General features: G+C 62.5%; 12 protein-coding genes. All 12 read right to left on the bottom strand.

The window, feature by feature from the left end:
- Positions 1-12: 12 nt before the first annotated feature.
- The 12 genes from lpxD to lepB all read right to left on the bottom strand — a co-directional run bounded on the left by lpxD (position 13) and on the right by lepB (position 12,572).
- Positions 13-1,155 (bottom strand): UDP-3-O-(3-hydroxymyristoyl)glucosamine N-acyltransferase, encoded by a 1,143-nt coding sequence (lpxD, locus tag ACE2AA_RS14735; protein WP_395370289.1) that lies wholly within the window; start codon positions 1,153-1,155, stop codon positions 13-15.
- Positions 1,109-1,957, bottom strand: a complete 849-nt coding sequence (locus ACE2AA_RS14730) for an OmpH family outer membrane protein (RefSeq protein WP_141262172.1) — start codon at positions 1,955-1,957, stop codon at positions 1,109-1,111. The genes lpxD and ACE2AA_RS14730 overlap by 47 nt, the downstream gene beginning before the upstream one ends.
- A gap of 7 nt (positions 1,958-1,964) precedes the next feature.
- Positions 1,965-4,385 (bottom strand): outer membrane protein assembly factor BamA, encoded by a 2,421-nt coding sequence (gene bamA, locus ACE2AA_RS14725; RefSeq protein ID WP_141262226.1) that lies wholly within the window; start codon positions 4,383-4,385, stop codon positions 1,965-1,967.
- 192 nt (positions 4,386-4,577) lie between these two features.
- Positions 4,578-5,684, bottom strand: a complete 1,107-nt coding sequence (gene rseP, locus ACE2AA_RS14720) for an RIP metalloprotease RseP (RefSeq protein ID WP_141302339.1) — start codon at positions 5,682-5,684, stop codon at positions 4,578-4,580.
- A gap of 48 nt (positions 5,685-5,732) precedes the next feature.
- Positions 5,733-6,890, bottom strand: coding sequence for a 1-deoxy-D-xylulose-5-phosphate reductoisomerase (dxr, locus tag ACE2AA_RS14715; RefSeq protein ID WP_395370286.1), 1,158 nt, complete (start codon positions 6,888-6,890; stop codon positions 5,733-5,735).
- 44 nt (positions 6,891-6,934) lie between these two features.
- The gene (locus ACE2AA_RS14710) at positions 6,935-7,768 is read right to left on the bottom strand and encodes a phosphatidate cytidylyltransferase (protein WP_395372226.1); all 834 of its coding nucleotides are present in this window, start codon (positions 7,766-7,768) and stop codon (positions 6,935-6,937) included.
- Between the two features lie 4 nt (positions 7,769-7,772).
- Positions 7,773-8,477: a polyprenyl diphosphate synthase gene (uppS, locus tag ACE2AA_RS14705; RefSeq protein WP_193557715.1), complete on the bottom strand. Its 705-nt coding sequence runs from the start codon at positions 8,475-8,477 to the stop codon at positions 7,773-7,775.
- Positions 8,478-8,575: 98 nt separating this feature from the next.
- Positions 8,576-9,142, bottom strand: a complete 567-nt coding sequence (gene frr, locus ACE2AA_RS14700) for a ribosome recycling factor (RefSeq protein WP_141262167.1) — start codon at positions 9,140-9,142, stop codon at positions 8,576-8,578.
- A gap of 76 nt (positions 9,143-9,218) precedes the next feature.
- Positions 9,219-9,959: a UMP kinase gene (pyrH, locus tag ACE2AA_RS14695; RefSeq protein ID WP_141262166.1), complete on the bottom strand. Its 741-nt coding sequence runs from the start codon at positions 9,957-9,959 to the stop codon at positions 9,219-9,221.
- Between the two features lie 116 nt (positions 9,960-10,075).
- The gene (gene era / locus ACE2AA_RS14690) at positions 10,076-10,990 is read right to left on the bottom strand and encodes a GTPase Era (protein WP_141302335.1); all 915 of its coding nucleotides are present in this window, start codon (positions 10,988-10,990) and stop codon (positions 10,076-10,078) included.
- A complete protein-coding gene (gene rnc / locus ACE2AA_RS14685) occupies positions 10,987-11,763 on the bottom strand; it encodes a ribonuclease III (protein WP_141262164.1) in 777 nt (258 codons plus the stop codon). The genes era and rnc overlap by 4 nt, the downstream gene beginning before the upstream one ends.
- Before the next feature lie 2 nt (positions 11,764-11,765).
- Positions 11,766-12,572 carry a signal peptidase I gene (gene lepB / locus ACE2AA_RS14680; RefSeq protein ID WP_395370283.1) on the bottom strand — a complete coding sequence of 269 codons (807 nt, stop codon included), beginning with the start codon at positions 12,570-12,572 and terminating at the stop codon, positions 11,766-11,768.
- Positions 12,573-12,693 lie beyond the last annotated feature (121 nt).

Below are 12,693 nucleotides of genomic sequence, written 5' to 3'. Positions count from 1 at the left end.
GATATCAGGCAATCAGGCATTGTCTGCCTTTTCACTGCCTCCATCCTGCGTCGTTTTCCTGGCCATCCGACGCAGAAAGGCGACATTCCGGAAAAATTCCCGAAAAGGCATAGCCGGACTGCCGATTACATCGGCTCCGGCTTCCACATCGGACATGACACCACACTGCGCGCCGATCCGGGCCTTGGTGCCGATCTTGATATGCCCGATCAGGCCGGCCTGCGCCGCAACCGTCACGAAATCACCAAGTTCGGTCGAACCGGAAATGCCAGCCTGGGAAACCACGATACAGCAGCGTCCCAGCCGCGCATTATGGCCAATCTGCACCAGATTGTCGAGGCGTGAGCCAGCCCCGATCACCGTATCACGGATGGACCCGCGATCCACGGTGGAATTGGCCCCGATCTCTACCCCGTCTTCCAGGATCACGCGGCCAAGCTGTGGCACGCTTTCAAAACCTTCGGACGTTACGGCAAAGCCAAATCCGTCCTGTCCGATACGCGCGCCCGGCAGCAGCGTGACACGTTCACCCAGCAGGGCATGGGAAATGGCGACATGCGCGCCAATGCGGCAGCGCGCCCCGATTTCCACCCCGCCCCCAATGCTGACATGGGTACCGATATCGGTACCCGCACCAATGCGTACCCCATCACCCACCACCGTAAACGCACCAATCGCGGCCGTGGGATCGATTTCACACCCTGTCCCGATCACGGCGGAAGGGTGAATGCCCGGCCGGACCGGCGGCGGCGGATAGAACAGGGACGCAATGCGTGCCCATGTCTGATACGGCGCCTTTGACACCAGAACCGCTGCATGGGGAGGCACTTTGTCCGCGAATGCCGGGGCCACGATCACTGCACCGGCTTCAGTTCCTTCCAGCAGCGGAAGGTAGCGCCGGTTGTCCAGAAAGCTGACCTGCCCCCGCGTTGCAGACTGCAGTGGCGCTATGCCGCTGAACTGGGTGCAGGCCTGCGCACTGTCAGCAGCGTTGCGCAGTTCAGCCCCGCTGCACTGCGCAAGCTGTTCCAGCCCGAACGGTCCCTGCGTTACGAAAAACCGTGGATCGCCCGGTACGTTATCCGGCGTCACTGTCATGCAACCGACCTTAATGCTTGGCCGGTGCGGCGGCAGGGGCGGCCTGACGGTCGGCATCCGCCGTGGTCGGCATGGTACCGGACTTGGCCAGAACCTCGGGGTCCACATCGGCTGCGGGGATGAATACGGTCGGCAGCACCCCGTTCAGCTGCGTCGCCACCTGCTGCGTGATATCCAGGCTTTCCTGGCTCAGGGCCACCTGCTCGCGATGCAGCACAAGGTTCATGCCACGGCTGGCGGCAACCTGCCGTATGATCTGGACCAGCTCACGCTCGATCTGCCCCAGCGCGACCTGCGCGGCTTCCTGGATCACGCGGTTGCGGTTGCGGAAGTTTTTCTGGGCCGCCAGCACGCGTTCCTGCAGCTTGCGCTCGCTGCCCTGGATCTGGTCGGATGACATCGTCTTGGCCTGACCCTGCAGCTTCTGCTGTTCGTCACGCCAGCCGGCCTGCTCCTTCTGGGCATCGCGGGCCAGGTCGTCACGGCGCGCACCCAGCACACGTTCGGCCTGCTGCGCGGCAGATGACATGCGCATGACATCAGGCACGCTGATGACACCGATGACAGGGGCCGGGGGCGGTGCGCTCTTGGGCACGTCCGGTGCCTTGGGCACGGGCGGCTGCGGCAGGATGGGCGGCGTCTGTGACTGTGCTTCCTCACTGTCCGACTGGGGGGCGGGCAGCTGGACGGGGGCAGGTGCCTCATGCTGGGCCGGATGGGCGGCGGGCTGCGCCGCCTTGGGCACGAACCAGCCGGAGTTCCCGCCGGAACCCTGCGCGTGCGCGCCTGATACGGCCTGATATCCCCACCCGAGCAGAGCGGTTGCGGCAAGCAGACGGATGCCGGATTTACGCAACATTATCACCTCAGAATTGTTGGCCGAAGCCGAAGCGGAGCAACTGGGTCCTGTCGTTCGTTCCCTTGTGCAGGGGAACGCCCAGATCGATATTCACAAGCCCGAACGGACTCTTCCACGCGATACCCACGCCGGTCGAGACCACAGGTGTCAGTGTATCATCATACACCGGGGTATATTTCGGCCAGTCCTTCATGGATGTATAGCGCCTGCGCACGCGCAGCCCGTCCAGTCCACCCATATCCACAAAGTACCGTCCCTTGATCCCCATGGCGGATGCGAACGGAATGGGGAAGTCCACCTGCGCTGACGCCGTGTACATGAACCGGCCGCCCAGGAAGTCCTGCTGCGAATGCATCGGGTTACCGTCACGCGCGGGGATGGCGTAGCTTCGCGGCCCGACACCACCATCCATGAAGCCACGCAGCGAGTTACCACCAAGATAGAAGTTATCGATGATGTCGCTGCGACCACCGCCCCAGTTCATGATGTCGCCCGCACCGGCACGGAAGCTGACCGTCCAGTCGTGGTTGCCCATGATGCTGTCAAGCGGGATGTAGTAGGCGGCATCCACCTTGCCACGCAGATAGCGTTCGTTACCGCCAATACCGGCGAAGTCACCACCCACACGTATGACGAAACCTTTATGCGGCTGCTGCCTGCGGTCACGTGTATCGTATGTCAGTGTAGTGCTGAGCTGTGACAGAAGCGACCAGCCATTCTGGTCCTGCACGTAATACGATGAATCAGACCACGTGTCCCCGATATCACGATCGGTCAGCGTATAGCTCCACGACTGCGACAGGTGGTTGTTATAGGAGTAACCCATACGCAGCGTCATGCCGATACGCGCTTCGGAATAGCTCTGGTACGTCATGTAGCGGTTCTGGATACCGAACAGGTCGATGCCCGCCACAAGGTTGCGGTTGAGGAAATACGGGTCCGTCAGCGAAATGTCTGCCTGGTCTTCATAATACGCGGCAGTACCCGTGAAGCCCGCGTCAATGCCGGTACCCAGCAGGTTATGCTGCTTCAGCCCGAGGTTGCCCAGCACGCCGGCATCGGTCGAGTAACCGCCACCCAACGAGAATTCACCCGTCGGCTTTTCCACCACGTCGGCCGAAATGTTGACCTTGTCCGGCGCTGAACCCGGCGTCTGGTCGATCGAGACGGTCTTGAAGAATCCCAGATCTTCCAGGATCAGCTTGGAATACTTGCGGTCCAGCGGGGTGTACGGGTCGCCTTCGGCCATGGGCAGCTGCCGCCGGATGACCTTGTCCTCGGTAATGGTGTTGCCGTTGATGTCGATACGCTCGACATACATCCGCGGGCCTTCGCTTATGTCAAACAGAAGGTTGACGGTGCGCTTTTCCGGGTTGCGGGCAATTTCAGGATGGACCATGGCGAAGGGATAACCCTTGCCCTGCAGCATTTCCTGCATATCCGTCGCGTTATGCTGGATGGCGCTGCCATCATACCACTGCCCGTGGAACAGCGAGATGTACTTGCGCATGGACTCAGCACTGACATGGCGCAGGGAGGACCGCACATCCATTTTGTTCAGGCGATAACGCGGGCCTTCTTCCATCGTATAGGTGATGTAGAAGCTCTTGCGGTCAGCTGACAGTTCACCCGTGGCATTCTTGATCTGGAAATCAACAAAGCCATTTTTCAGGTAAAAACGATGCAGCAGTTCAGCATCGTATTTGATGCGCTCGGGATTATACTGGTCGCTGGATGCAAAGAAACGGTACCACGCCGTCTCCTTGGAGGATACGACACCCGCCAGGGCCGCGCTGCTGAACGCGTGGTTCCCCACGAAGGTCACCTTCTTGATAAGCGTTTTCTGCGCTTCGTTGATGTGGAAGATCACATCAACGCGGTTATGCGCAAGGCGGATGATCTGCGGCGTGACAGTAGCTGCGTAACGCGCCTTTTCTGCATACACCCCCAGAATTTTCGTGCGGTCGGCAGCAATCCCCTGCGGGGAATAGACCGCGCGCGGCCGCAGCGAGATGACCTTTGTCAGGTCCTCGTCCTTGGCGGAATGGTTGCCTTCAAACACGATACGGTTGACGATCGGGTTTTCGACCACATGCACTTCAAGCACGTTGCCCACGCGCTTGAGCGTTACATCATGGAACAGGCCGGTGGCGTACAGGGTCTTGAGCGAACGGTCGAGCAGATCCTGATTGAAGCGGTCGCCGGGCTGGACAACCATGTATGACAGGATGGTGCTGGTCTCGATGCGGCTGTTACCCTTGATATCCACCGCTTCGATCGGATCTTCAAGCGGAGGGGGCTTGATCGCCTCCACCTCGGGTGCCTGCTGCTGTTCCGCGCCATCCACTGGCGCCATATCCCCGCCGAATGGCGTGTTCTGTGCTGCTTCTTCCTGTGCATACGCACCGGCCGTCCAGAACAGCGGCATAACGCAGGCAGACGCAAGCAGCGCTGAACGTTTACTCGACAAAATCGCTATTCCTCACCACTCGGCATGCGGATCAGCCATGCATTAAGACCGGATGGAGGGCCGGCTCCCTTCCTGTCATGTATCAGTCTTCGTGGCGGACCTATCCGATATACGCCACACTGTGCAAGCACTTGTCTCACCTGCTGCACCTTAGCCCTGTCCCGCGCGCGACGCGAGCCATTGGAACAGGCCGAAATGTGACAGATCGTTAAAGGTTGAAAACAGAAATAATCCGGCGATCAGCGCAAAGCCGGCCTGAAAGCTGATCTCCTGCACCCGGCGGGACACCGGCCGCCCCAGAATAGCCTCAAATATATAAAATACCAGCCGCCCACCATCAAGAATCGGCACGGGGAACAGGTTGATCAGCCCGAGGTTGATCGACAGCAGCGCCATGAACGACACCAGGCTGGGCAGGCCATACTGCGCCACCTGTCCCGACATCTGGGCAATGCGCAGTGGGCCGCCAAGATCTTTGGTGCTGTGCTGCCCCGTAATCATCTGCCACAGTCCATCCAGCGTCTGGACCGACACGTTCCATGTTTCCTTTATGGCGGAAACAAAGGCCCGCGGCAGGGATTGCGGCTTGCCGACCTCGGCTGCAAAAGACACGCCAATCTGGCCATGACGGCTGGCCCCGTCCCCCACGGCGCCGATATGGACCGGCAGCGTCTGTTCCGCGTCATTTCGGCGGACCGTAAGCGTGGTCCGGGCATCCGCCTGCCCGCTGACAAAGGACTGCAGATCGGCCACGTCACGTACACTGTGGTCACCCACACGCACGATCACGTCGCCCTTTTCCACCCCGGCATCGGCGGCGGCACCGCCAGGCACGACCTGGGCCACCTGATTAAGGATATGCGGCTGTCCCGACATGGCGAACAGGCCGGTAAACAGCACGATGGCCAGCAGGAAATTGAATACCGGCCCGGCCATGATCACGATGGCCCGGGACAGGACCGGCTTGTCATGGAACGTCCGTCCGGGCTGCCACGCTGCTTTCTGCTCCTCGGTCGCGTCTTCCGGCCCTTCGAATCCATGCGGGCGGACATATCCACCCAGCGGCACGGGGCACAGACGCCATTCCGTACCCACGCTGTCATGCCAGCGCAGGAGCGGACGGCCGAAACCGATCGAAAAAACCTCGACATGCACGCCACGCCAGCGCGCGGCAAGGTAGTGACCAAGTTCGTGAATGAAAACCAGCACCCCCAACACAAGGGAGAAAGCCAGAACGGTCCGGATCAGATCATGCATGAATGCTACGCTATCTCCCGATGGCCAGAAAGACCATCCAGAATCATGTCAGGCCGCGCGGGCAACCGTACGCTGGCGGGCAACACGGCGGGATTCGTTATCCCAGTGCAGCACTTCCTCCAGCGTATCCGCACGCTGTGGCCCGATGGATTGCATCACATCCTCGACGATCCGTGCAATATCAAGAAAGCCGATTTCGCGTTTCAGGAACGCTTCGACCGCAATTTCATTCGCCCCCGACAGGATGGCGGGCATCGCACCGCCCACCCGCAGGGATTCGCGCGCAAGCCGCAGCGCGGGGAAACGGACCTCATCCGGGGCCTCGAAATCAAGGCGCGCCAGCGTGGCCAGGTCCAGCCGCGGTGAATTGGTGGCCATGCGCGCAGGCCACGCCAGCGTATGGGCGATGGGAATGCGCATATCGGCAGAACCAAGCTGGGCCACGATGGAGCCATCGGTATACTGCACCATGCCATGCACCACGGATTGCGGATGCACGACAACACCCAGCTTGTCCTCGGTCACGTTGAACAGGCGCGCGGCCTCGATCAGTTCCAGCCCCTTGTTGAACATGGTGGCGGAATCGATGGTGATCTTCGCCCCCATGGTCCATGTGGGATGCTTCAGCGCGGCCTCCAGCGGGGCCTTTTCCATTTCCTCAAGGCTCGCCCTGCGGAACGGGCCACCCGAGGCGGTCAGGATGATCTGTTCAACCTCATCGGCCTGCTTGTCGGCCATGGACTGAAATACGGCGTTATGTTCGGAATCGACCGGCAGCAGGGTCGCCCCCGCATCCGCCACGGCCCGGAGCATGACATCACCGGCGCAGACCAGCGCTTCCTTGTTGGCGAGGGCTACGGACCCGCCGTTACGCACGGCGGCCAGCGTGGGTTCCAGGCCCGTGGCGCCGGTAATCGCCGCCATGGTCCAGTCCACCGGCAGGCCTGCGGCCTCGATCACGGCGGCACGGCCGCCCGCGGTCTCGACCCCGCTACCCGCCAGCAGGCGTTCCAGTTCCGGCAGCAGGCTTTCATCAGCGATCACCGCACGCTGCGCATTCAGTGCCCGGGCCTGTTCCGCCAGCGTCGTGACATTACGCCCGCCCACCAGGGCGCCGGTACGGAACTGGTCAGGTGCCTGCAGCAGCAGGTCCACCGTGGAACAGCCAATGCTGCCCGTGCTGCCCAGAACGGAAACTGTCTTCATTGTAACGTCATTCCCCAAAACTGTTCATGGCCGCAGCCATCGGCTCAGTGCAGACCCACATACCAGAAAGCAATGCCACCCGCCGCACCCAGCGACAGCAGCGCTGCCATGGGGGCCGCAACCAGCAGGCCATCAAAACGGTCCAGCAGCCCCCCGTGCCCGGGCAGGATGGCGCCCGAATCCTTGACCCCACGCGCGCGCTTTAGCGCGCTTTCCGCGAGATCCCCGACCTGCGCCGCCATGGCCACAAGGGCGCCGAACACGGCCCCGCGCCACACAGCGCCCGGCAACGCCCCGGGCAGCAGACCTGCTATCAGCATACCCCCAAGCACGGCACACCCCAGACCACCGATGGAACCTGACCATGTCTTGGCCGGTGAAATACGCGGCGCAAGCTTCGGACCGCCAAGCAGCCGCCCGGTCATGTAGGCACCGGTGTCACTCAGCGCCACGCAGGCGACAAGGAACAGGACAACCCCCGCCCCCGGTTCACTCATGTAACGCAGCCACAGCAGTGACAGCCCGGCACAGCCAATGGCCACCTGCCCCGCCCACAGGGCCGACCCCAGCACGATCGCCGCCGCCATGACCAGCAGCGCCCCGCCCCAGTGCCCCGCCAGCGCCGCAATCCCCATACAGGCCGCCCACGCCATGCAAAGCTGCCCGCGCCGCGTTTCCAGCCCGAAGCCGAACATGCGCGCCCATTCCATCGCCATGCCCGCCATGGCCAGCACGATCAGCGCGCCGTAAAGCAGGCCGCCATACCACACGCACAGCGCGACACACGGCACCAGCACGGCGGCCGACAGGACACGCGCGCGCAGATCCTTCCAGTTGCCTGATTTTCCTGCCGCGCCAGCAGGGACCGCCCTGCCCATGATTTCAGGCTGGTCTTGCACCGAATCGCCTTTCACGCCGTGAATAGATATCCAGCACGGTATCGAAATGCGTCGCGTCAAAATCCGGCCAGGGAATATCAAGGAAAACCAGTTCGGCATAAGCCGACTGCCATAAAAGGAAATTGGACAGGCGGCATTCCCCGCTTGTCCGTACCACCAGGTCGGGATCCGGCATGCCCGCCGTCAGCAGGGCACTGGCGAAAACGGTCTCATCAATCTGGTCAGGGCGCAGTTCACCCCGCGCAACGGCCTGTACCATGCGGGTTGCCGCCTGCACGATATCCGCCCGCCCGCCATAGGACAGCGCCAGCACCAGCACCAGCCGGGTATTGCCACGCGTCACATCTTCGGCGCGACGGGCTTCTTCCTGAATATCGCGGGGGAAACGTGCAAGATCACCAATGATCCGCAGCCGCACCCCTTCGCGCGACAGCTCGGCTACCTTGTGCCGCAGATAGTAGCGCAGCAGGCTGGTCAGGTCCGCGACCTCCCCCGGTGCGCGCCGCCAGTTTTCAGATGAGAATGCATACAGCGTCAGCCATCGCACCCCCCGTGCCGTAGCGGCGCGAACGGTCCGCTGCACGGCTTCCGCCCCCGCGCGATGTCCCGCCAGCAGCGGAAGGCCACGCATACTGGCCCAGCGGCCATTGCCATCCATGATGATGGCAACATGTTCCGGCAGGCACATATGGGCTGTGGCTGGATGATCTGACCCGGACAAGACCTGATCGCCCTCCTCAGTCACGCACACTATGGAGCACAGGGGTTACGGCATTCACGGATTGATCAGACCTGCTTGATCTCGCGTTCTTTTTCAACCAGCAGGTCATCAATGCGCTTGACGTACTGGTCGGTCAGCTTCTGGATCGCGTCCGACCATGTCTTGACATCGTCTTCGCTGATCTCGCTGCTCTTTTCCAGCTTCTTGGTCTGGTCCATACCGTCACGGCGCACGCCACGTACGGCGATCTTGCCATTTTCCGCATATTTACCCGCAGCCCGGGCCAGTTCGTTACGGCGTTCTGCCGTCAGCTGGGGAATGGGCACGCGCACGGTCTGCCCATCGGCCGCCGGGTTCAGGCCAAGTCCCGCATCACGGATGCCGCGTTCAACAGCACCCACCAGGGTCCGGTCCCATACCTGCACCGTCAGCATGCGCGCTTCCGGCACGGCGATGGAGCCAACCTGCGTCAGCGGCACTTCGCCGCCATAGGCTTCCACGCGCACGGGTTCCAGCAGCGCCGGATTGGCACGGCCTGAACGCAGGCCCGCGAAATCACGACGCAGGCTTTCAATGGCGCCGTCCATACGGCGGGTCAGATCCGCCAGCAAGGTTTTCTGATCGACAGACACTGTGGCCCTCCTTTTTTGATTCTTGATCCACCAGGCATGGCTGCGCCCGCGAACGGGCGACAGGGACAGCCCGGTGTCAGTCAGCCGCCACGATGGTGGTGAAACGCCCCTCGCCACGCATGACGCGGCTGAAGGGATCCTTCCCATGGATATTGAATACCACGATAGGCAGCCGGTTTTCACGCGCAAGACTGATCGCCGCCGCATCCATGACGTTCAGGTCATTGGCCAGCACGTCACGGTATGTCAGCGTGTCATAACGCTTCGCATCGGGCACCTTGCGCGGATCGGCGGAATAGACGCCATCAACCTGCGTGCCCTTGAACAGGGCGTTGCATTCCATTTCCGCCGCACGCAGCGCAGCCCCCGTATCGGTGGTGAAGAACGGGTTGCCGGTGCCCGCCGCGAAGATCACGACGCGCCCCTTTTCCATATGCCGCACGGCGCGGCGTCGGATATAGGGTTCAGCGATGGAAGACATGTGGATGGCGGTCATGACCCGCGTCGGCACGCCATGGCGTTCAAGCGAATTCTGCATGAGCAGGGCATTGATGACGGTCGCCAGCATACCGGCGTAATCGCCCTGTGCGCGGTCCATGCCGCGGGCTGCCGCCGCCACGCCACGGAAAATGTTGCCGCCGCCAATGACCAGGCAGACTTCGACCCCCGTCCGGGCCACGGCTGCAACGTCCGCCGCGATGGCGTCAACGGTCGCGGGATCGACCCCGTATGATCCACTGCCCATCAGGGCTTCCCCTGATACCTTCAGCAGGACACGCTTGTAGGAGGGAACGGGGAGTGTGTCGGACTGGGTCATTGGTCCTCGGCGCAGGTCAGGCAGACAGGGCTAGGGACGGGCAGGCCGCCCGGCCATGCCCTGTCATATAGAGGGATGCCCCCCCCCACAAGCCGATGTACCCCTCTTTTGAGGATTCAGGACGCATCATCCAGGCCGATCGCACGCAGGCGGGCGCGCTCCTCATCCCATCCCGCGCGTTCCTTCACATTCAGGAAAAGATGGCATTTACGCCCCAGCAGCCGCGTCAGTTCATGGCGCGCCTTTTCGCCAATCGCGCGAATCCGGCTGCCGCGTTCGCCAATCAGGATGGCCTTGTGCGAAGCCCGCGCCACATAGATCGTGACATCAATGCGCACCGACCCGTCAGGCCGTTCGGCAAAGCCTTCGGTTTCGGCTGTGGCGGCATAGGGCACTTCCTCATGCGTCTGCAGGAAGATCTGTTCGCGCACCAGTTCGGCTGCAAGCAGGCGGTCCGGCAGGTCGGTCAGGTCATCTTCCGGATACAGGTACGGCCCCACCGGCAGGTCGGCGGCCAGACGGTCCAGCAGGTCATCCACCCCTTCGCCCGAACGCGCGCTGACCATGAACACGTGTTCGACCGGCAGGATGGCGGACAGTTCCGCCGTCAGCGGCAGCAGGGCATCACGCTTCACCAGGTCGGTCTTGTTCAGCACCAGCCACAGCCTGCGCTTCTGCTGTGCAAGCCTGGTCGCAATCGCCCGCAGCGCATCCGTCATGCCCGCGCGCGCATCCACGATCAGCAGCGTGATGTCGGCATCTTCCGATCCCGTCCACGCGGCAGCAACCATGGCGCGGTCCAGCTTGCGCCGCGGCTGGAAGATACCCGGCGTATCCACCAGCAGGATCTGGGCATGGTCACGCATGAGGATGCCCAGCACCCTGAACCGCGTCGTCTGCGCCTTGGGGCTGACGATGGAAAGCTTGGTGCCCGCCATGCGGTTGAGCAGCGTGGACTTGCCCGCGTTGGGCGCGCCCACAATGGCCACGAAGCCACAGCGTGTCGTGTTGTCCTGATCGTGCCCGGTCATTGTCCCTGCCCCTTGCGGTCGGTGGAAGAAGTGGCCTGTCCGCCCGCGCCAAGCTGGCGCAGCAGGTCCGATGCGGCATCGCTTTCGGCCGCGCGCTTGCTGCCCGCGATCCCCTGCCCGGTTTTTCCCTGCGCGTCCACCGCAATGACGAAACGCGGCGCATGCGATGGCCCGTCGGCGGACACCACGCGGTACTGCGGCAGCGGCAGCCCCCGCCCCAACACCCATTCCTGCAACGCGGTCTTGGGGTCCTTGGGCGGACGTGCCTGGGCCACGATGGATTCATTCCACATCCGCCGCACGAAAGCGCGGGCAGGATCCAGCCCGCCATCCAGGTACATGGCCCCCAGTATGGCCTCGACCGCATCGGCCAGCACGTTGGCCATCTGGCGTACGCCCGCGCGGGCTTCGTGCTCGGCCACGTCCAGCGCCGACTGCAGGCCCATGACGTGGGCCACCTGCGCCAGCACGGTGCGGGAGACGAGATGCGCATGACGGGGACCAAGCGCACCCTCCTGCTCATCAGGGAAGCGTTCGAGCAGCCATTCGGCCATCAGCAGGCCCAGCACCCGGTCGCCTATGAACTCCAGCCGTTCATTGGACCCGGCCCCGCGCCTTGCCACGTTCTGGCGTGCGCGGCGGCCCCCATTGCGCTCATGCGCTGCGGAACGATGGGTCAGCGCGCGCAAAAGCAGGTCGCCCCGCGTGAAATGATACCCCAGACACGCCTCCAGCCGGGTAATTTCCGCCGCAGGCACGCGTTCGGCCGTCATGGTCAGTGGATCCCCATGAACAGGCGGTTCCAGCGGATCTCGACCGGCCAGTACCAGACCTGCCAGAACGGATGGGCGTTATCGACGGACATGAAGATCCATTTGGCCTGTCCCACCAGGTTTTCCATCGGAACGAAGCCAAGGTCCTGCGGTTCATCGCCCATGAAGCGACTGTCGGCACTGTCATCACGATTGTCGCCCATGGCGAAGAAATAGCCCGGCGGCACGACGTATTCCGGGGTATCGTTCTTCCCCCCTTCATCCGTCAGTTTCAGGATGTCGTGGGCAACCGGGCCATGGCCACCACTACCGGGCAGGATTTCACGGTAACGCTCGCCATCCATATGGGTACGGTGTTCGTCTATCGCGGTGTATTCGCCTTCCGGCTCACGCGGGACCTGCTGCCCGTTCAGGAACAGCTTCCCTTCGCGCATCTGCACCGTGTCACCTGGCAGGCCGACGATCCGCTTGATGTAATCGATGGACGTGTCCTTGGTAAAACGGAACACCGCCACATCGCCACGATGCGGGGCGCTGCTGAAGATCCGCCCCTCGAACAGGTTGGGGGAACCGGGCAGCGCATAGCGCGAATAGCCATAGCTGTATTTGGCCACCCACACGTAATCCCCCACCTGCAGTGTCGGGATCATGGAACCGGACGGGATGTTGAATGGTTCGAACATTACCGTGCGCACGCTGATGGCCAGAATACCGGCAATCACGACGGTACGCACAAGGTCCAGCAGGCCACCGTCCCGACGCGCCGCGTCTGGTCCCGATGGGGAGGAAATCGTCTTGTTATCGTCCATTGGCATAATTATTCTTCAATCCGGATCTGGCATCGACCGGACAGGCAACGCCGGACGAATAACGTGCGGATCAAGCCCACGCACCCCTCCCCTGTCAAGCATTGCCCATACGGGCACGACA

The sequence above is a fragment of the Komagataeibacter diospyri genome, assembly GCF_043995075.1.
Taxonomy (GTDB): domain Bacteria; phylum Pseudomonadota; class Alphaproteobacteria; order Acetobacterales; family Acetobacteraceae; genus Komagataeibacter; species Komagataeibacter diospyri.
The sequence above is the reverse complement of the archived record's forward strand: the minus strand, read 5'-3'. Positions and strand labels throughout refer to the sequence as shown.